The organism is Xanthomonas sp. NCPPB 4037 (assembly GCF_041475695.2).
Classification (GTDB): Bacteria; Pseudomonadota; Gammaproteobacteria; order Xanthomonadales; family Xanthomonadaceae; genus Xanthomonas; species Xanthomonas campestris.
On sequence record NZ_CM191261.1, the window covers coordinates 5,035,382 to 5,056,365 of the forward strand.

Here is a 20,984-nt window from a genome sequence, read left to right on the forward strand (position 1 = left end):
GCTCTGCCCGTATGGACCGTCCGCCAGCCCCTGGCGCGCGTCGTCTGGCGCATGCTTTGGGGAAACACGCCATGAGCCGGCCACGTTCGGACAGCGGCAGCGTCACCATCAAGGATGTCGCGCGCGAGGCACAGGTATCGGTGGCCACGGTGTCGCGCACCATGAACGGGCATCAGCATGTGGCCGAGTCGGTGCGCGAGCGCGTGCTGCAGGTGGCGCGCGCGCTGCACTACATCCCGCATCACGCCGCGCGCAGCCTGAGCAGCCGCCGCACCCACACCATCGGTGTGGTGTTGCCGGACCTGCACGGCGAATTCTTTTCCGAATTGATCCGCGGCATCGACCAGGTGGCGCGCGACCAGGGCTATCACCTGCTGGTCTCCAGCTCGCACGGCGACCCGCAGGCGCAGCGCAAGGCGCTGGAACGCCTGCCCGGCCGCGTCGACGGCGTGGTGGTGATGTCGCCGTCGCTGGGCGATTCGGGCGTGCACGAAGACGCGCTACCCGGCGGACTGCCGGCGGTGCTGCTCAATTGCGCCGGCACCGCCAGCCAGCGCCCGGTGCTCAACGTGGACAACTACGGCGGTGCGCGGGTGATGACCCGCCACCTGCGCGACAGCGGCCACCGCCGCATCGCCTTCATCGCCGGGCCGGACGACAACTTCGACGCGCACGAACGCCTGCGCGGCTACCGCGACGAACTGGCGCTGGATGCGCAGGCGCAGCCGTGGGTGCTGCCGGGCAACTTCGACGAAGAATCCGGCTACCGCGCCGGGCAGACGCTGGCGCAGCACGATCGCCCGGACGCGGTCTTCGCCGCCAACGACATGATGGCGCTGGGCTGCCTGTTCGCGCTGGGCCACGCCGGGTTGAAGGTGCCGCACGACATCGCACTGGCCGGTTTCGACGACGTGCCGATGGCCCGCTACGTGCTGCCGGCGCTGACCACCATGCGTGTGGACATCGCCGGCCTGGGCGCACGCGCGCTACGGCTGTTGCTGGGCCAGCAGCTGGTGGACGCCCCGGCGCCACCGGCCGATGCCGCACCGCCGGCGTTGTCGGAGATGGTCCCGGAGCTGATCGTGCGCGCATCCAGCGCGCCGCGGAGCGCATCCGGTGGCTGAGGCGCGTGCGCCGCGTCGCATCTTCACGCGATCTTTGCAGTTTCTTATGGTTTTTTAACTTACGCCGTTTGCTTGATTTGGTTGCCGCTGTTCTTGAAACAACGCATTACACGCGCCACGCCAGCGACTGCCGGTAGGCGCCTGACCCCTGGGAGGGGGACGCCATGAAGACCTACCGTACTGTCTCGACCTTGCCGGCGCGCAGCCTGCTGGGCTGCGCGCTCGCCGTATCGCTGCTGGCCACCACCCCGGCCATGGCGCAGTCCAGCAATGCCACGTTGCGTGGGCAGGTGTCGGCAGGCCAGGCCGGAACCACGGTCACCGCCACCAACGTCGCCAGCGGCGCAGTGCGGCGCGCGACCACCGGTGCCGACGGCAGCTACGCGCTGGTGGGTCTGCCGCCGGGCACCTACAAGGTCGACGCCGGCCCCGGCACCGAACAGACCGTCACCTTGTCGGTGGCCTCGTCGGTGAGCCTGGATCTGGGCGGCAGTGGCGCCAGTGCCGCGGCGCCCGCCGGCGTTGCCACTACCCTGGACGCGGTACAGGTCACCGCCACCACGCTGCAGGAGGTCAAGACCTCCGAGGTGGGCACCAACATCTCGCTGAAGCAGATCAACACCGTGCCGCAGCTGACGCGCAACTTCCTGGAGTTTGCCGACACCGTGCCGGGCATGCAGTTCGAGACCGATGCCAACGGCAACAGCCGTATCCGCGGCGGCGCGCAGGCCAGCTCGGCCGTCAACGTCTACATCGACGGCGTGGGCCAGAAGAGCTATCTGTTCGGCGGCGTGTCCGGTCAGCAGCAGAGCGCCGGCAACCCGTTCCCGCAGCTGGCCATTGGCGAATACAAGGTCATTACCTCCAACTACAAGGCCGAGTTCGACCAGGTGGGGTCGGCGGCGATCGTGGCGTCGACCAAGTCCGGTGGCAACGAATTCCACGGCGAGATCTTCGGGCGCACCACCAACACCGATTTCCGCGCGCGCCAGGCCGACGAACGTGCCGGTGCGCCCAATGCCGATGGCAACAAGCGCCAGACCCACCAGGACGAGTACGGCATGGCCTTCAGCGGGCCGATCGTCAAGGACAAGGCGCACTTCTTCCTCAGTTACGAGGGCAAGGGCTTCGAGGTCTCGGCCAATCCGGTGTCGGTGCCCGACAACTTCAGCAGCCTGCGCGACGACTTGCCGGCCGGCGTGCAGAGCCGCCTGGGCTCGGTCACCCGTCCGTTCAACGAGGACCTGTACTTCGGCAAGATCGACTGGGACATCGGCGCCAACGATCGCCTGGAACTCACCGCCAAGTACCGCGACGAAGAAAGCCGCGACAGCGTGGGCGATCGCAACACCGCCATCGCCGCCAAGATCAACCTCAACACCGAAGAACGCTACGACCTGCGCTGGCAGCATTTCGGCGAGAACTACGTCAACGAAGCACGCGTGTCGTACGAAGACGTGCTGTTCAACCCGACGGCCTACACCATCGGCAGCCAGAGCGTGTACACCCGCGCCATTGCCGAAGACGACGTGCTGATCAACGACGACGCCACCAGCGGCCTGGCGATCCAGCGCAAGGGACAAAAAGGCCCGAGCTTCCAGAACGACCTCACCCTCAACAACATCGAGTGGCACGGCAACCACGTGATCAAGATGGGCGTGAAGTACAAGGAAGTGGAGCTGACCCAGAGCGAAAACTCCGCGGCCAACCCGTCGTTCTACTACGCCGTCAACGATGGCGCAGGCACCGCGCCCATTCCCTACCAGGTGCGCTTCAATCTGCCGTTTGCCGGCGCCGCGCCGTCGGTGACCACCACCAGCAAGCAGCTGGGCCTGTACCTGCAGGACGATTGGGACGTCAACGACAAGTTGCAGTTGAATATCGGCGTGCGCTGGGATGGCGAAAAGATTCCGTCCTACCTGGACAACGTGACCCCGCCGGAAGTGATCGCCGCATTGAACGGCCCCGGCACCGACCCGGCGGTCAGCGCCACCTATGCCGAACAGCTGGCCAAGGGTGGAGTGAACATCAACGACTACATCAGCAACGGCCGTAACCGCAAACAGGACAACAACAACTTCGCGCCGCGCCTGGGCTTCTCCTACGACTTCCGTGGTGACGAATCGCTGGTGCTGTTCGGTGGTGCCGGGCGCAGCTACGACCGCAACCTGTTCGACATCATGGGCCTGGAACAGGTCAAGTCGGCGCTGTCGCAGTACACCATTCGCTTTGTCGAGTCCTCCGGCTGCACACCGGCGGCCGGTACCTGCACCAACTTCAATCCGGCCTTTCTCAGCAACCCGGACAGCCTGGGCGGGCTGGTCGATGCGCGCGTGCGCAACGGCGAGATCGACCTGCTCAACAACGATCTGAAAACGCCGTATTCGGACCAGTATTCGATCGGCCTGCGCACCCGCGTGGGCGACTGGAGCAACTCGGCCACCGTGTCCTACATCCACAGCAAGGACGGTTTGATCCTCACGTTGGGTAATCGCTATCCCAATGGCGATTTCTTCCAGGCCGGTGCACAGCCGTGGACCCAGCCGCCGCCGGGATTCGGCAACCTGATCATCGGAAACAACGGCGTGGAGACCAAGACCGCGCAGTTGCTGCTGTCCACCGACAAGGCCTACACCAAGGAAAGCGGCTGGGGCCTGACGGCGGCCTATACGTTCTCGCGCGCACGCGGCAACCGCGGCAATGACGATCAATACGGCTTCGATGCCGCCACCATCGCCAACTACCCGTTCCTGGATCTGAATTCGGTGCCGCGCCACCGCCTGGTGGTCACCGGCATCTACGACTTGTTCTGGGGCATCAGTGCCTCGGCCAAGTTGACCCTGGCCACGGTGCCGCCGCGCAACGAGGCGGTGTCGTACGATCTCTACGGCGGCCCGCCCTCGGACAACATCCGCATCGTGTCGGTGGACGCACCCGGCGGCAAGTTCCTGGCCGGCGGCGACATCTTCGGCACCCGCCAGCTGGACCTGTCGCTGTCCAAGGACATGCACATCACCGATACGGTGACGGTGCAGGTGCGCGGCGATCTGATCAATGCGCTGAACTTCCGCAACTACGATCAGTACAGCATCGATTGGGGAAACAACGGTGTGTACAACCCGCGCGCGAGCATCAACCAGTACGGCGCGATGACCACCCCGCCCCGCACCTTGTTCATGAGCGCCCGCATCATCTGGTAACTGTTTGAGCAGCCGTTCGACCACGCTGTCGAACGGCTGCTGCTATCGCTACCGGAGTTCCGCTTTTTATTTCCGTGCATGGTCAGCGCTTCGTTCCGGACTGGTAACGGTTACTGGTCCATCGCCGACGGTGCGCCGACGCGCTCGCTGTGCAGCACGCCTTGATTCCGGCGCTGCGTGCGCAGCCCGTTTTGAAGTGTTTTTGCAGTCTTTTGTTTGCAATGCCTGTTGTTTGTTGCTGTTGCCCGCTGTTCCCGTGTCACTCACATCAAAGCACCAACCTCGACGCGCCAGTCACTCCACTGGTTCGCGCTTTACCCCTGGGAGGGGGAAAGTCATGAAGAAGCACCGTACCGTCTCCACCCTGCCCGCGCGCAGCCTGTTGTGCTGCGCCCTGGCCGCCTCGTTGTTTGCCACCACCCCGGCCATGGCCCAGTCCAGCAACGCCACGTTGCGCGGCCAGGTCGCCTCCGCGCAGAGCGGCAGCGAAGTCGTCGTCACCAATGTCGCCACCGGCTCGGTGCGACGCGCGCCGGTCAATGCGAACGGCAACTACACCATCGTCGGTTTGCAACCGGGCACCTACAAGGTGGAATCCAACGGCATCAGCCGCACGGTGACCTTGTCGGTGGCCTCCAGTGCCACTGTCGATCTGGGTAACGAGACGGCGGCTGCGCCGGCCGGCGATGCGACCACACTGGACACGGTGACGGTCAGCGCGCCAATGATTCGTGACGTCAAGACCTCCGAAGTGGGTAATACGGTTTCGCTGCGGCAGATTCAGCAGTTGCCGCAGGCTACGCGCAACTTCCTGGAGTTCGCCGACACTGTGCCGGGCATGGTGTTCACCATCGACCAGGACGGCAACACCAAGTTGCGCGGCGGTGCTTCCAACGCCAGTTCCAGCAATTTGTATATCGACGGTGTGAGCCAGAAGAGCTACGTCTCCGGTGGCGGTATTGCCGGCCAGGACGAGACTCAGGGCAATCCATTCCCGCAGCTCGCCATCGGCGAGTACAAGGTGATCACGTCGAACTACAAGGCCGAGTACGGCCAGATCAGTGGTGCGGCGATCACCGCAGCCACCAAGTCCGGCACCAATGAGTTCCATGGCGAGGCGTTCTATCGCTTTACCAATCAGGATCTACGTGAGAGGCGCCCGGACGAAGAAGACGCCAAGGTCGATTCACAGACCAAGGAATACGGCTTTGCCATCGGCGGCCCGTTGATCCAGGACCGGATGCATTTCTTCTTTGCCTACGAAGGCAAGGACAACGTGGCGCCCAAGAGCGTGCAGCCGAGTGCCGAGGCCTCGCCGTTCATTGGCCTGCTGCCGTCCAATCTTCGCGATCAGTACGGCGCGTCCAACATGCCGTTCACCGAAGACCTGTACTTCGGCAAGATCGACTTCGAGCCGACCGATAACGATCGCATCGAACTGGCAACGCAGTACCGTGACGAAACCCAGGTCAGTAATGTCGGCGGCCAGAACGCGCCGGACCGCGCGGTGGACAAGATCAACAAGGACAAGCGCACCAGCCTGCGCTGGCAGCACAGTGCCGACAGCTGGTTCAACGAAGCCATCCTCACCACCGAGGATTCGCGCAATGTGCCGACGCCGCGCGGTGTCGGCAACGGCTCGATCTACACCTACATTGATCGCACGCAGGCCGATCCGCGTCAGTGGGTATTCCTCAATACCGGTGCTGCCAGTGGCGAAGACTTCAAGCTGCGTAGCCAGAAGGGCTGGTCGTTCCAGAACGACCTAACCTTCAATGCGCTGGAGTGGCATGGCGAGCACACCATCAAGACCGGCGTGACCTATCGCGACATCAAGCTGACCTCGCGCGAGTCCAGTTCGCTCAACCCGCAGTTCAGCTATGAAGTCGGCCAGAACGGTGTTGCGCCGGTTCCCTTCCAGGTGCGCTATATCCGTGCATTCGACAATCCCGGTCAGGTGCCGGTGGTCGAGTCGCCGTCCAAGCAGTACGGCATCTACCTGCAGGACGACTGGGCGGTGAACGACAAGCTGATGCTCAACATCGGCGTGCGTTACGACTATGAAGACACCCCGGCTTACACCGACTTCGTGACCTCGCAGCCGTTCATCAACGCGCTGTATTCGGACGACCCCGACAACCCGGGTCAGCCGTGGGCCAACCGCCTGCTGCCCAGCGGCATCAACGCGGCCGATTACATCAGCACCGGCAACAACCGCAAGAACTTCAAGGACGCCTGGGCACCGCGCTTCGGCTTCTCGTATGACTTCTTCGGCGATGAGAGCGCGGTGCTGCATGGCGGCGCCGGTCGCTCTTACGATCGCAACCTGTTCGAGCAGCTCGCACTGGAATCGGTCAAGGCTGCGCTGTCGCCGGTGGTGGTGTACTTCAGCGATGCTGCCAGCGGACAGGGCTGCTTCCGCGACGACCGTGCGTGCACGGCATGGAATCCGGCGTATTTCACCGGTATTGATCAGCTCAATACGATCGATGGCACCAGTGACAGCTCCGAGCTTTTCATGTTCAAGAACAAGCTCAAGACTCCGTACAGCGATCAGTACAGCATCGGTATCAGCAACCAGGTCGGCGACTGGTTGACCGACGTAACCTTCCAGCGCGTGCTGGCCTATGACGGTCTGGTGATGAGCCTGGTCAACCGCTACCCGAATGGTGCGTACTTCGACGCCACCGGCAGCGTGCCCTGGGGCGAGCCGGTGCCGGGCTACCGCAATACGATCCTGGGCTACAACGGCCTGGAGCAGCGCAGCAGCCAGGTGTTGCTGTCGGCCGAAAAGCCCTACACCAAGGAATCGGGTTGGGGCTTGAACCTGTCCTACACCCATACCAGCGCGCGCCAGAACCGCACGATCGACGAGCCATTTGCTTTCGACAAGGCGACCATTCGCGACTACCCGTTCGTGAAGTCGGATGCCGTGTCGGCGCATCGTTTCGTTGCGTCCGGCTCGATCGATGGCCCGTGGGGCGTCACCTTCGGTGCCAAGCTGGTGCTGGCCACGCCAGAACCGATCAACACGATCGCCTGCTATGGCTTTACCGATCCGGATGGCGGCACCTGCCAGGCCGTGGGCGTGACCCCGCCGGGCAATGGCAAGTTCCTGCTGGGTGGCAAGATCTGGGGATATCGCACCGTCGATCTGCAGGCGAACAAGGAGTTCACCGTCGTGGGCGACTTCAAGCTCAACGCACGTATCAACGTGCTGAATGCCTTCAACTTCAAAAACTTCACCCAATACCAGTACAACAGTTTCGGTAGCGACGGACGCTTGCAGCCTGATATCACCGTGGTCGATAACGGCGAGATCAGCTATGTGCCGCGCAGTGTCGTCCTGGAAGTGGGTGCAAAGTTCTGATGCAGTGCACATCCATGTGCACGCTGTCGGCGTGTGCATGATCCGAACGGGGCCGCTTGGCCCCGTTCGCCTATCCGCGGTTTCCTCTTTCGTGCAGGATCGAACGCATCATGATCCCCGCTCCACTCCGCAACATCGTCATCGTCGGCGGCGGAACCGCCGGCTGGATGGCGGCCGCCGCGTTCGCCCGCGTGCTTGGCCCCAGCTTCAAGGTGCAGCTGATCGAATCCGAGCAGCTCGGCACCATTGGCGTCGGCGAAGCCACCGTGCCGCACATCAAGGCCTTCAACAATCTGCTCGGCATCGATGAAGCCGAGTTCGTGCGCCAGACCCAGGGCAGCTTCAAACTCGGCATCGAGTTCGTCGACTGGCAACGGCCGGGCACCTCGTATATCCATGGCTTCGGCACCCAGATCGGCCATCCGCTCGGGCTGCTGCCGTTTCATCAGTACTGGATCAAGCAACAGCGGCGCGGCAAGGCGCAGCCGTTGGGCGCCTACACGCTCAACACCGTTGCCGCCACGCGCGGCAAGTTCATGACCTCCGCCGGCGATGTGCCAGCCAATTCGCCGCTGGCCAACATCGCCTACGCGTATCACTTCGATGCCAGCCAGTACGCGCGCTTTCTGCGCGGCTACGCCGAGCAGCGCGGGGTCACGCGTCTCGAGGGCTTGATCGAACAGGTGCAGCTGGATGCGCACACCGGCCACGTGCAATCGGTGCAACTGGCCTCCGGGCAGGTGGTCAGTGGCGACTTGTTTATCGACTGCTCCGGCTTCCGCGGCCTGTTGATCGAAGGGGCGCTGCACACCGGCTATCACGACTTCACCCATTGGCTGCCGTGTGACCGCGCATTGGCCGTGCCCTGCGAAAAAGTCGGCCCGCCCACGCCCTACACCCGCTCCACCGCGCGCGCCGCCGGCTGGCAATGGCGCATTCCGCTGCAGCACCGCACCGGCAATGGCTACGTGTATTCGAGCGCACACATCAGCGACGACGAAGCCGCCGCCACGCTGCTGGCCAATCTGGATGGCACACCGCTGGCCGACCCGCGCCCGCTGCGTTTCACCACCGGGCGACGCAAGCAGTTCTGGAACCGCAACGTCGTGGCGTTGGGGTTGGCCAGCGGCTTTCTGGAGCCGCTGGAATCGACCAGCATCCATCTGATCCAGTCCGGCATTTCCAAGCTGCTGGAGCTGTTCCCACGCGAGGGCATCAGCCCGGTGCTGGTGCAACGCTACAACGACCGGCTGGCCTTCGAGTTCGACCGCATCCGCGATTTCCTGGTGCTGCACTACCACGCCACCGAACGCGACGACAGCGCGTTCTGGCGCCACTGCCGCACGCAGCCGATCACCCCGGAGCTGCAGACCACGCTGGACCTGTTTCGCGACAGCGGGCGCTTCTACCGCAATGCCGAAGAGATGTTTGCGGAAATCAGCTGGGTGCAGGTGATGGTGGGCCAGGGCATCCTGCCGCAGGGCTATCACCCGCTGGTGGACCAGGTGCCGGACACCGACGCCGAAGGCTTCCTGGCCAGCGTGGCGCAGACCATCAGCCATTGCGTGGACGTCATGCCGACCCACCAGCAATTCATCGACCGCTATTGCCGCGCTGATCCAATGCGGTGAGTGCGCGTTGGCAAACCTGGCCCAGACAAGGTCAGCGTTGCCGTCGCGAGGGGCTCACGCTGCGCCCGCCGCGGCGCGGAGTAAGGCAATGGTGATCACCGTGGGGTGCGGCCAACCGGCATGGGGCTGGGCGTTGCCGCCCAGCGGCGCGCCGTGACGGGCGGCAGGCGGGGTGGGCGGTGGGTCAGTGCGTGCCTTCCGGGTTGCGATGCCGTTACGCGCGCCGCCGACGTCGACGACACGGCGTGGTGCACCCACAAGCGGCAGCTCCGGCCCGTGCGGGCTTGAGACCATCCCGAAGCTGCACCGCATCAGGCATGGCTGGCCGCCAGCGAGCAGCGCGGCGCGGACGCGTCCCAGGCGCGATGACTTGGGCGTCAGTTCCCACGTGGCTTCGCTCGATGGCTGGCGGCCGCCCGGCCACCGGTCAAAAAAAAGGATCGAGCACAAGGCCCGATCCCTTCAAAAACCGGGACAAGCCCGGTGGACAATGCGTGGCACAACTTCCGACTGACATCGGACGCCGGCATCGTACGTCGACTTTAACGTTAAAGCAACACTTTAAAGATGAGCTCCTAACTAATTGATTTTGTTAGGCGCCGAATGTGCCGCGCGGCAGCCTCAATCCCGGTGCTGCACCACGGCCGCGCGGATTTCGGCCTGGATGGCGGCGGCGGCGGCGGCGGGGTCGTTGGCCAGGCGGATCGGGCGGCCGACCACGATGGCATCGGCGCCATCGGCAAAGGCCTGCGCCACGCCCACGGTGCGCTGCTGGTCGTCGCCGACCGGGCCGCCGGGGCGGATACCGGGGCAGACGATCGAAAAGGCCGGGCCGGTGGCGCGGCGGATCATGCCCGCTTCCTGGCCGGAGGCGATCACCCCGTCGATGCCGGCGGCCTGGGCGGCCAGCGCGCGCTCCACCACCACGTCCACCGGCTCGCGGTCGATGCCCATCGCGGCCAGGTCCGGCCGGCCCATCGAGGTCAGCACGGTCACTGCGAGCAGGCGCATGTCGCCCTGGTTGGCCGCGGCGGCGGCTTCGAGCATGCCGGCATGCCAGCCGTGCACGGTGCAATAGCTCACCGGCCATTGCGACAGGCGGCGAATGGTGCCGGCGACGGTGGCGGGAATGTCGAAGAACTTCAGGTCGACGAACACGCGCTTGTTGCGCTTGGCCAGCGCATCGAGCACCTGGAAGTACTCGCCCGACGCCAGCAATTCCATGCCGATCTTGTAGAACGTCACCGACTCACCCAGGCGGTCCACCCAGGCGATGGCCTCGTCATGGCCGGGCACATCCAGCGCAAAGATCAGCCGCTCGTGCGCGGCCAGCGGTAACGGGGGACGGTTCATCGTGCGAGCTCCAGTGCGGCGCGCTTGGCGTCGTGGCGGGTCTGCCAGGGTTGCGAATAATCGTTGTTGAACTGGGCTGGCTCCCAGCCGCCGTAGCTGGGGTTGGGCAGCATCCACCAGCGCTCGCCGAACCAGTCGTGGTACTGCTGCAACAGCGCGCCGCGGGCAGTGCCGGTATTGGCGGTGACCTGCACGAAGTCGCCGAGCTGATCACCGAACTGCATCAGCACGCGGTACTTCTCACCGGCCAGGCGGCGGCGGCAATTCTTCTCGCTGCCGTTCTGCTCGCAGCCGGGCACCACCGTGCCCAGGCCCAGGAACACGCTGTCATCGGCCACCGGCAGCCCGGCGCTGCGCAGGTTGGCCAGGGTGGCGTCCTTGAGGTGCACGGCGCGGTTGGAGATGTAGATCAGGGTGATGCCGCGGGCGTTGGCCGCCTTGGCGAAATCGACCACGCCCGGGATCGGCTTGGCTTTCTTTTCGGCCACCCACTGGTCCCAGCTCAGTTCGTCGTATTCCTTGCCATCGCGCACCAGGCGCGCCTGGTACGGCGAGTTGTCCAGCACGGTCTCGTCCACATCCAGCACCACCGCCGGCTTCAGGCCGGTGGCGGCATTGCCGCGTTCTTCGGGCACCAGCGCGTCCCAGTTGGACTGCTTGAGCGCGGCGTCGAGGGTATCGGCTGCGGCGCGGTAGGTCTGCTCGGCCACGGCGCGGTATTCCTCCGAACGCTGCATCCACAGCACCGCATTGAGGTTGTCATCGCCGGCGGGCGCGCCGGCTGTTGCCGCCGGCTTGCCCGCAGTAGCGCTGGCGGCGGCATTGGCAGACACGGCAGCGGCTTGCGCGCGCTGCGCCGTCTCTTCATGAGTGGGCTTGCAGGCCGACAGCGCCAGCACGGCGCAGGCAAGCAGGGACATCGGTGCGTGAAGCGAGGGGCGCATGGCATCCACCAGGACAGGAACGGCAATGAAGCGCGCAATTTTAGCCGGTTCGCGTGGTGGCGCCCTGCTCCTCGGCTGCCGCGTGCGCGCCACCCCTCGTGTCTGGTGGGTCTTGCGGCGTGCAGGCGGCGAGGCGGTTTCTCGCTTTCAACCACGGTGCGCCTGGTTGGCATGCGGCCCGCAGCGTGCGCAGGCCTTCTGCCGTCTCCCGCCATCCATGTGCACGTAGACGCTGCGGGCCGCACGGACAGCGGCGGCTGACGCAACCACGACGCACCGTACGGCCCTGCAAGGCGGCAGCGTCGCGGCGAACGATGCGCAGAACGCCGACACGGGATCGGCATATCCTTGCGGGCTGATCGCCCAGGAGTCGCCGCATGACAGAGACATTGCCCACGCCCGTTCTCGATACCGCCCAGGCCCGCGTGCTCGGCTGCCTGATCGAGAAGGAAGCGACCACACCGGACGCCTACCCGCTCACCGTCAACGCCGCCCAGGTGGCCGCCAACCAGAAGACCGCGCGCGAGCCGGTGCTCACCCTGCAGACCGGCGTGGTGCATCACGCGCTGCGCCAGCTGGAAACCCTGGGCCTGGTGCGCCAGCAGTTTTCCTCGCGGGCCGAGCGCTACGAACACAGGCTGGGCAGCGCACTGGACCTGACCCGGCAACAGGTCGCGGTCATCGGCCTGCTGCTGTTGCGTGGCCCGCAGACGCTGGGCGAACTGTTTGCACGCAGCGAGCGGCTGGCCCGCTTCAACGACAGCGACGATGTGCGCCATCACCTGGAACGGCTGATCCAGCGGGGCCTGGCCGTGCAGCTGCCACGCGCCAGTGGCCAGCGCGAAGACCGCTACGCGCATCTGCTCAGCGGCGAGCTGGACCTCGAGGCGCTGCAGGCCGCCGCCGCACGTGCGGCACCGAGCGCACGCGGCGGCGCCGACAGCAGCGAGCTGGAAGCCCGCATGCTCAGCCTGGAAACCACCGTGGCCGAGCTGCAGGACGCGCTGAGCGCGCTACAGGCACGCCTGGATGCGGCTGGCGCCTGAGGAGAGTGCAGGTCGCGCGTGGCCGGTTTTGTGGCGGCCTCGGAGCGAGACGCCGCTTAGCCGGCGACAGATCGGCTGAAGTGCAGCCCTGGCCGTTTGCAGGCCCGCCTGCCACCTGAGGGTAACTGGCGGCTTTGGGCACATGCGCACCAGCCCGCAGCAGGGCAGCCAAACTGCTTGCCGCACTCCAGCCGGCACGCGCGATGGAGTACCAGCGGGGCGCTATGGCAGCGCCGTCACAAACCGCTACCCGCAGAACACGCCCTCAGGTCGGCGTATCCACCTCGTCCCAGGCTGCATCTTCGAAATGCAGCAGCCAGTTGAGCGCGTAGTGCCGCTCGTAGACCACGCCAGGCACGACGCCGGCGGGTACCGGCTGCTTGGACTGCCCGGCCTGGCGCACTGCCCAGTGCAGGCGCAGGTGCCGGTCCAGCGCATCCAGCAGCTCCGGCAGCGGGCGCAACGCCAGCACCGGCGGCGTGTGCGCCTCGGCGTGCTCCAGCGCGCGCCGGGCCACGCCCGGCACATCGCACAGATCGGTTGGCAGCGGCAGCGTGTCGGTCATGCCCGCCGCCCATTGCAGCGTCGCCAGGCTTTCGTAGCGCCAGCCGAAGTTGGCCAGCTGCTGCGGATCCGGCTGCGCCTGCTCGAAAAATTCCAGCTCCTGCGGTGACAGTGCTGCCGCCAGGCCCGGCAGCCGCGCGCCCATTTCGGCAAGCGACGGCGGTGGATCGCCCGCGGCGAGGATCTCTGCACGCAGCGCCACCGCAAACAGCGCGCGCATGCGCTCGGCCACGGCTGTGGCATCGCGCACCCGGGCTTCGGCCTCGCCGGGCACCGGTGGCAGGCTGGGCGGCACGCGGATCCCCAGCACGGCCAACTGATCCTGCTGCCGCGCGCGGCGCTCCAGCGCGTCCGGCGGATACGGCACCTGCGCATCGTCATCGAGCGGCGGCTCGCCCTGGCTCAGCAGCACGTGCCCGTGCGGGTCGCGCACGCTGCCATCGGCCAGGAAGCACACCGCGTTGGCCTGCTCGGCCCACGTGGCCAACGCACCGAAGGCAGCATCGTCCACCTCGAAGGTGAACTGCTGGCGCACCCGCTGCACGTGGCGCATCAGGTGATAGCGCGCCTGCGTCATCTGGCCATCGCCGGCCTGGCTCACATAGCCGACAAACCCGTGCAGATGGTTGGTCAACTCCGGGTCGGTGTGGTCGCGGTGCTGCACCGCAGCCTGCGGCAGAAAATCCGGCCACACGGGATCGCGCAGCGTGGAATAGGCATTGACCAACAACGGCATGACGCGTCCTTTTGGCGGCAAGACAGGCCGGCAGCGTGCCGCAGGCCAGCTCAGCTGTCCACGCCAGGGCCAAGATCGATCACGTAATACAGCACTTCATCGGTGCCCGGACTCAGCACCCGCAGCCCCTGCCGCTGCAGCCCGAGTTGTTCCAGCGCACGAATCGAATCGCTGTTGTCGGGCGACACGATCGCGCACAGCTGCGGCAGACGCAGCACATCGCGCGCATACCGCAGCACGGCATGCCCGGCCTCGCGCACATAGCCCTTGCCGCGATAATCCGGCAACAGCGCAAAGCCGATATGCGGCACCGGCAAGGTGTCGCGGCACAACAACCCCAGGGTGCCTGCGAAGGCGCCTTCGTCACGCGTTTCAACCGCCCAGTGCGCGAAGCCATGGCGCTCCTGATGCGCCTGCGCCCACTCGCGCAGGTGCACGCGCGCCTGCTCGCGGGTCCGTACGCCACGATCGTTGATGCCGGCGATGAAGGCGGGGTCGTTGACCAACGCCAGCATCGCGTCGGCGTCGCGCTCCGCATCAAGCGTCCGCAAGCGCAGGCGCGGGGTTTCGATCACCACGGTCACGGTGTGCTCCGGCATCAGGAACACCCAGCCTGCCGTGCAGATGCCTCAGTGGCAAGCCTGTGCGGACGCAGCGTCGTGGGGTGGCAGGCGTTTGCACGCCGGATGAAATCCGCGCAGCGGAGCATCAACAAGTGCTGCGGGACAACGTGATGAGTAGCTTGCTCCACTCGTTGCAGTTGGCACGCTGCGCGCCGCGATCGCGTGCTATGCGCATGACCGAGAGTGCCTGCATCGTTGCCATGGTTGAGAAGGCGTCTGCCGCAGCACGCATGCGACCAGATGCTGCGGGATTCCAGACGCCTGCAGCACGCGCAAACACGGCGCATCAGCTCGCTGCTTGAAACCCTCCCAGGGACTCATCGTGCAAGCGATGCGCATCGACGTCGACCAGCGACTTACCGCCTCTCATACGCACGTGTTGGCAGCGTGCGTTAGTCAAACAACGCCTGGATCGCCGCCAGTCCCGCATTGGCGCGTTCCTTCTTGCGTTCGGCATCGGCCACCGGGTCGGCGCCGTCGCGTTGCAGTTCGGCCGCCGGAATCTCGTCGAAGAACCGGCTCGGCTTCAGTCGCACATGCTCGCCGAACTTGCGCGTCAGCTTGCTGTAGCTCATCCACAACTGCTGCTTGGCGCGGGTGATGCCCACGTACAACAGGCGCCGCTCTTCCTGCAGGTTGCCTTCTTCCAGGCTGACCTCGTGCGGCAGCACGCCGTCCTCGCAGCCAACGATGAACACGTAGCGGAATTCCAGGCCCTTGGACGCGTGCATGGTCATCATGCGCACCTGGTTGCCGCCGTCGTCCTTGTCGTTGCGCGACAGCAACGCCAACTGCGCCGCCAGATCGCTGGCGCTGGCGCCACGCGGGCCGCCTTCGAACCATTCGGCCAGCTCATCGAGGTTGCGCTTGCGGCGCTGGAACCCGGCTTCGTCCTTGGACTGATTGCGCAGGTCGTTGAGCAGGCCGGACTTGTCGGCCAGCAAGCGCACCAACTCGCCCGCCGGCATGCTGCTGGCGTGCTGGCGCAACTCGCGCAGGATGTCGGTGAACGCGCTCAGGCCGTTGGCCGCACGTGGCGGCAGATGCTGCAAGGCGCCCATCGATTCGGCCGCACGCGACATCGGCACCGACTTGCCGCTGGCAAGTTCTGCCAGGCGCGCGAGCGAGGTCGCCCCCACTTCGCGCTTGGGCGACTGCACCGCACGCAGGAATGCCGCGTCATCGTCCGGGTTGACGATCAACCGCAGCCACGACAGCAGGTCCTTGACCTCCTGCCGCTCCAAAAACGCGGTGCCACCGGTCAGGTGATACGGCACGCGCAGCAGCTGCAGCGCCTTTTCCAGTGGCCGCGACTGGAAGTTGCCACGGAACAGGATGCAGAAGTCGCTCCACGGCACCTGTTTGGCCGTGCCCAGGAACGAAATCTCGGCGGCGACCTTTTCTGCTTCGTGCTCGCTGTCGCGGCACTCCCACACGCGGATGCGCTCACCGTCAGCCTGGTCGCTCCATAGGGTCTTCAAGTGCTCGTGCGGGTTGTGCGCGATCAAGGCATTGGCCGCACGCAGCACGCGGTTGGAGCAACGGTAGTTCTGCTCCAGCTTGATGATTTCCAGCGCCGGGTAGTCGCGCCCCATCTGCTGCAGATTTTCCGGGTTGGCGCCACGCCAGGCGTAGATGCTCTGGTCGTCGTCGCCCACGCAGGTAAAGTTGCCGCGCGGCCCGGCCAGCATCTTCAGCAGCCTGTACTGCGCATCGTTGGTGTCCTGGCACTCGTCGACCAGCAGGTAGCCGATGCGTTCGCGCCAGCCCATCACGATCTCCTCGTTGGCCTCCAGGATCTGCACCGGCAGGCGGATCAGGTCGTCGAAGTCCACCGCGTTGAAGGTGGTCAGCCGCGCCTGGTAGCGCTCATACAGGCTGGCCGCTTCCTTCTCGCGGTTGCTACGCGCTGCGGCCATCGCCTGCTCGGGCGACATGCCGGCGTTCTTGGCCCGCGAAATCAGGTTCTTGGCGTCTTCGATCGCATCGGGCTTGGCCCCATGCATCAGGTCCTTGATCTGCGCGGCCGCATCGTCGGAATCGAAGATCGAAAACCCACGCTTCAACCCGGCCGCGGCATGCTCGATCTGCAGGAACTTCAACCCCAGCGCGTGGAAGGTGCAGATGGTCAGCCCGTCGGCCCCGTCGCCACGGATACGCTTGGCCACACGCTCGCGCATTTCCTTGGCCGACTTGTTGGTGAAGGTGATCGCGGCGATGCGCTTGGCCGGATAACGGCCGATGGCGATCAGATGCGCGATCTTCTCCACGATCACGCGCGTCTTGCCGCTGCCGGCACCGGCCAGCACCAACAAGGGACCTTCGCAGTGCAGGACGGCAGCGCTTTGCGGGGGATTGAGACCGTGCATAGGGACTTCCAACAGAGCGGGCCATTGTACCGGCGCGACTGCGGGCGGTCCGCCGCGGCCGGTTCATGCAGCTGCACGGCGCCCTGCGCACCTGACCCGGCAGCCGCTGGCCCGGCCCGGTAAAATCCCCCGATGGCCAAGCTCTATTTCTATTATTCGGCGATGAATGCCGGGAAGACCACCACCTTGCTGCAGTCGGCGCACAACTACCGCGAGCGGGGTATGCGCACGTCCATCCTCACGCCCAAGCTCGATCACCGCGCCGGCAGCGGCGTGGTCGCCTCGCGCATCGGCTTGCGCGCCGATGGGCAGACCTTCGACCGCCAGACCGAGTTGCTGCAGCTGATCGAGCACGACATTGCCGCGCACGGCCCGCTGCACTGCGTGCTGGTCGATGAGGCGCAGTTCCTCAGCCGCGCGCAGGTCTGGCAGCTGAGCGAGGTGGTCGACCGCCTGCGCATCCCGGTGCTCTGCTACGGGTTGCGGACCGATTTCCGCGGCGAGCTGTTCGAAGGCAGCCAGTTCCTGCTGGCCTGGGCCGATGAGCTGGAAGAGATCAAGACCATCTGCCACAGCGGCAGCAAGGCCACCATGACCGTGCGCGTGGACGCGCAGGGGCATGCGGTGCAGGACGGCCCGCAGGTGGAGATCGGCGGCAACGAGCGCTATGTCTCGGTCAGCCGCGCCGAGTTCAAGAAGATCATGCGTGGCGAAGGCCGGATCGACCCGCTGCAGATCGCGTTGCCGTTGCCGCCGGCGTAAGTCGCGCTTCGGCACGACGCGCACGCCGGCCGAGTGCCGGGAACCGTGGTGCGTTGGACAAGGACACGAGGTCTGCAACCTTGCTGGCGGCGATCGCCTTTCCGCGCTGTCGCTGCCGATGCAGGCGCGCGTGCCAGGTGGCGCGCGTGCAGGCTCCACACCACTCCACACCACAGCATCGGCAGCTGCCAGCGGGGTCAGCCATCAGCGGGCGACATACCGCTGTATCAGCGCGTTATACCAATCGTCAGACCACCGCACGCGATTGCGCCGGCAACGCCGCGCCCTCACAACCGGACGCAACCGGGCTCCTGTAAACTGCGCCCATCACGGTCCGGGAAGAAACACATGGGTCAGCTTCCTCCCGAATTGCACGCCGATGTCGCGCGTGTCGGCCGGCTGTCGTCGGTCCCCGATGTGCTGACCATCCTCACCCGCCTCACCGGCATGCGCTTTGCCGCGGTTGCCCGGGTCACCGATGCGCGCTGGGTCACCTGCCAGGTGCAGGACACGCTCGCCTTCGGTCTGCAACCCGGCGACGAACTGCCGCTAGCCACCACGTTCTGCGATGGCGTGCGTCTGCGTAACCAGGCGGTGTCGTTTGGCCATGCCTCGCAGCACCCGGTCTACCGCGACCATCCCTCGCCCAAGTTGTATGGCTTCGAGAGCTATGTGTCGGTGCCGATCCGTCTCGACGACGGCAGCGTGTTCGGCACCTTGTGCGCACTGGACCCGGAGCCGCGCGTGATGGATGCGCCGCTGGTGGAGAAGATCGAACTGCTCGCGCAATTGCTGGGCGCGCAGATCCAGGCCGAACTCCGCGCCGAACAGAGCGCGCTGGAATCGCGGCAAGCCCGCAGCGAACTCGGACGCGTCGGCGCCTCGGCACGGCTGCGCGAAGAGTTCATCGGCATCCTCGGCCACGACCTGCGCAACCCGCTGCAATCGATGCATGCGGTGGTGGACATGCTGTCCATCGACCAACTCAGCCAGCGCCAGGGCGGCGCCATCCGCTCGCTGCAGCGCAGCCTGCGGCGCATGGAAGAGTTGATCGACTTCGCCAGCGATTTCGCACGCGGCATCGAACGCGACTGGCTGCAGCTGGACTACGGCAACGGCAGCGACCTGCTCGATGCGCTCTCGCAGGTGGTGGACGAAACCCGCGCCGCCTATCCCAACCAGGTGCTTTCCGCGCACGTGGCCATCGACGAACCGGTGCATGGCGATGCCATCCGGCTGGCGCAGATGTTCGGCAGCCTGATGATCAACGCAGTGGTGCAAGGCCAGCAGAGTTCGCTGATCAAGGCCATCGCGGTTACCGAACAAGGCCGGCTGCGCATCGAAGTCTGCAACCTGGACGGCATCGAACCACGCCGGCTGGACGTCCTGCATGCCTCCACGCATGTGCATACCGCCGGGCGTGCCTTGCCCGAGGTCGACCTGGGCCTGCACATGGCCGCACAGATCGCGCAGGCCCATCAGGGCGAGCTGCGCATCACCAGCGGCAAGGACGGCACCTGTTTCCACGTGGAGCTGGCCTGCCAGCGCCCACGTGCGCGGATGCAGCTGGTCGACAACCGCTCGACCCCGGCCTAAGCACGGCCAGGGTCCCGGCAACGCAGGTCAGTAGATCTTGCGTTCGCTCGCCGGCGGCGGCGTCCACTGGTACAGCCAGGTTTCGGTCAACGGCTTACCGTTGGCGCGCAGGAACAGACGGATGTCGATCTGCTGGGTGCCCTCATCCGGCGGCACCAGGTCGAACATCGCCCGGTAGCCCTTGAGTTCGTGCAGTGGCCGCGCCGAGACGATCTCGGTGGTGCCGCGCGACACCTGCAGCACCGCTTCGACCTTGGCCTTGGGGTCCTTGGCAAGCGCAGCCAGTTCACCGCCAACAAAATCCACCGCAAAGCGCCAGGAGAAATGGCTGCGTTTCTGGCCCACGATGCCGCCCAGCCCGGTGCGCGTGGCCACGCACTGTGCCAGCGGCGAACTGGCCGGCGGGTGCGCGCCCCAGTACAAGCGGTACCCCATCAATAGCTCCTGCCCCGGCTGCGGCTTGGCCTGCGGGTTCCAGAACGCCACGATGTTGTCGAAGGTCTCGTCCACGGTGGGGATTTCCACCAACTGCACCGAGCCCTTGCCCCAGCCGCGCTTGGGCTCCACCCACAGGCACGGGCGCTTCTCGTAGAACACGCCGTCGTCCTGGTAATGATCGAAGTTGCGATCACGCTGCAGCAGGCCAAAGCCACGCGGGTTCTCGTCCACGAACATGTTGAAACGCAGGTGCGGCGGATTGCATAGCGGCCGCCAGATCCACTCGCCGCCGCCGGTCCACATCGCCAGGCCATCGGTATCGTGGATTTCCGGGCGCCAGTCCCAGTCCATGCGGCGGTCGTTCTCGCCGGTCTGGTACATGCTCGTGCACGGGCCGATGCCCAGCCGCTCGATCGCCTTGCGCGGATACAACGCACTGTCGATATCCATCACCAGTACCTCGCCATTGGTGATGGCAAAGCGGTACGCGCCGGACACGCTGGGCGAATCCAGCAAGCCGTAGACCACCACCGTGTCCGAATCGTCGGCCGGCTGTTCCAGGTAATAGGCGATGAAATCGGGAAATTCTTCCGGCCCACCGGTACCGGTATCAATCGCCAGCCCCCGCGCAGATTGCCCGTACTGGCCTTCCTTGCCTACCGCGCGAAAATAGCTCGCCCCCAGGAACGCGGAGAAATCGCGGTCGGTATCCTTGCGCGTGTTGAGCCGGAAGCCGGCAAACCCCAGGTCCTTGGGCAACTGTTTGCCACCCAGGCCACTGCGGCCGTAATCGAACGCCGCCGGGTCGTACGCCAACTGCTGCGCCTTGCCATCGACGATGTCGTAGATGTGCACCGGGGTGTGGAAGTACAGGCCCAGATGGAAGAACTTCGCCTGGAACTTGCCGTTGCCGTCGGCCCACAACGCGTGATCCTGGCGGTAGCGGATCGACTGGTACTGATCCCAGTTCAAGGATTCCAGCGGGCCAGGCAACACCTGCTTGTGGCTTTTGTAGGGCGCCTTGGCCAATGCACGCGCCTGGCCCTTGAGCCACGCATAGTCGAACGGCTGCGGCTGGCCCAGGCGACGCAGCCCCACTGCCTTGGCCGCCAGCGCCCACTGCGGCAGCGCCGGCAAACCGAGCGCAGCCAGGGCGGCGGCGGCATTCTTCAGGAAGTGGCGTCGTTGCATGCGCTGGATCTGATCGGTGGTGTGGGCTACATCATAG

13 protein-coding genes are annotated in these 20,984 nt (G+C 65.7%); 7 read left to right on the top strand and 6 right to left on the bottom strand.

Going from position 1 to position 20,984, the window contains the following annotated elements; genetic code table 11:
* The first annotated feature begins 71 nt into the window (after positions 1 to 71).
* The 4 genes from ACCQ01_RS22115 to ACCQ01_RS22130 all read left to right on the top strand — a co-directional run bounded on the left by ACCQ01_RS22115 (position 72) and on the right by ACCQ01_RS22130 (position 9,325).
* Positions 72 to 1,124: a LacI family DNA-binding transcriptional regulator gene (locus ACCQ01_RS22115; protein WP_012439663.1), complete on the top strand. Its 1,053-nt coding sequence runs from the start codon at positions 72 to 74 to the stop codon at positions 1,122 to 1,124.
* Positions 1,125 to 1,288: 164 nt separating this feature from the next.
* Entirely contained in the window at positions 1,289 to 4,324 is a 3,036-nt protein-coding gene (locus ACCQ01_RS22120) for a TonB-dependent receptor (RefSeq protein WP_228433641.1), read from the top strand.
* A gap of 337 nt (positions 4,325 to 4,661) precedes the next feature.
* Complete coding sequence (locus ACCQ01_RS22125) at positions 4,662 to 7,694, top strand: TonB-dependent receptor (protein WP_228433639.1); 3,033 nt, start codon at positions 4,662 to 4,664, stop codon at positions 7,692 to 7,694.
* Between the two features lie 110 nt (positions 7,695 to 7,804).
* Complete coding sequence (locus tag ACCQ01_RS22130; protein ID WP_228433637.1) at positions 7,805 to 9,325, top strand: tryptophan halogenase family protein; 1,521 nt, start codon at positions 7,805 to 7,807, stop codon at positions 9,323 to 9,325.
* A 621-nt stretch (positions 9,326 to 9,946) separates the two neighbouring features.
* Here ACCQ01_RS22130 and pyrF read toward each other — a convergent pair.
* Both pyrF and ACCQ01_RS22140 read right to left on the bottom strand, forming a co-directional pair.
* Entirely contained in the window at positions 9,947 to 10,678 is a 732-nt protein-coding gene (gene pyrF, locus ACCQ01_RS22135; protein ID WP_228433635.1) for an orotidine-5'-phosphate decarboxylase, read from the bottom strand.
* Positions 10,675 to 11,631 carry a 5'-nucleotidase, lipoprotein e(P4) family gene (locus ACCQ01_RS22140; RefSeq protein WP_228433633.1) on the bottom strand — a complete coding sequence of 319 codons (957 nt, stop codon included), beginning with the start codon at positions 11,629 to 11,631 and terminating at the stop codon, positions 10,675 to 10,677. Before ACCQ01_RS22140 ends, pyrF begins: the two co-directional genes overlap by 4 nt.
* A 368-nt stretch (positions 11,632 to 11,999) precedes the next feature.
* Between ACCQ01_RS22140 and ACCQ01_RS22145 the strand changes: the two genes are divergently transcribed.
* The gene (locus tag ACCQ01_RS22145; RefSeq protein WP_228433632.1) at positions 12,000 to 12,668 is read left to right on the top strand and encodes a YceH family protein; all 669 of its coding nucleotides are present in this window, start codon (positions 12,000 to 12,002) and stop codon (positions 12,666 to 12,668) included.
* 265 nt (positions 12,669 to 12,933) lie between these two features.
* Here the strand turns inward: ACCQ01_RS22145 and ACCQ01_RS22150 are convergent, their stop codons facing one another.
* The 3 genes from ACCQ01_RS22150 to rep all read right to left on the bottom strand — a co-directional run bounded on the left by ACCQ01_RS22150 (position 12,934) and on the right by rep (position 16,960).
* Positions 12,934 to 13,968 carry a DUF4272 domain-containing protein gene (locus tag ACCQ01_RS22150; RefSeq protein ID WP_225041029.1) on the bottom strand — a complete coding sequence of 345 codons (1,035 nt, stop codon included), beginning with the start codon at positions 13,966 to 13,968 and terminating at the stop codon, positions 12,934 to 12,936.
* A 50-nt stretch (positions 13,969 to 14,018) separates the two neighbouring features.
* The gene (locus ACCQ01_RS22155; RefSeq protein WP_228433630.1) at positions 14,019 to 14,567 is read right to left on the bottom strand and encodes a GNAT family N-acetyltransferase; all 549 of its coding nucleotides are present in this window, start codon (positions 14,565 to 14,567) and stop codon (positions 14,019 to 14,021) included.
* A gap of 416 nt (positions 14,568 to 14,983) precedes the next feature.
* Positions 14,984 to 16,960, bottom strand: a complete 1,977-nt coding sequence (gene rep, locus ACCQ01_RS22160; protein ID WP_228433628.1) for a DNA helicase Rep — start codon at positions 16,958 to 16,960, stop codon at positions 14,984 to 14,986.
* A gap of 132 nt (positions 16,961 to 17,092) precedes the next feature.
* Here rep and ACCQ01_RS22165 point away from each other — a divergent pair, with 132 nt between their 5' ends.
* Both ACCQ01_RS22165 and ACCQ01_RS22170 read left to right on the top strand, forming a co-directional pair.
* Positions 17,093 to 17,722, top strand: a complete 630-nt coding sequence (locus ACCQ01_RS22165; RefSeq protein WP_115573886.1) for a thymidine kinase — start codon at positions 17,093 to 17,095, stop codon at positions 17,720 to 17,722.
* Positions 17,723 to 18,070: 348 nt separating this feature from the next.
* Entirely contained in the window at positions 18,071 to 19,318 is a 1,248-nt protein-coding gene (locus ACCQ01_RS22170) for a GAF domain-containing sensor histidine kinase (protein ID WP_011270100.1), read from the top strand.
* Between the two features lie 27 nt (positions 19,319 to 19,345).
* On the opposite strand, the gene ACCQ01_RS22175 is transcribed toward ACCQ01_RS22170, so the two are convergent.
* A complete protein-coding gene (locus tag ACCQ01_RS22175) occupies positions 19,346 to 20,947 on the bottom strand; it encodes an OpgD/OpgG family glucan biosynthesis protein (protein WP_228433626.1) in 1,602 nt (533 codons plus the stop codon).
* Between the last annotated feature and the right edge of the window lie 37 nt (positions 20,948 to 20,984).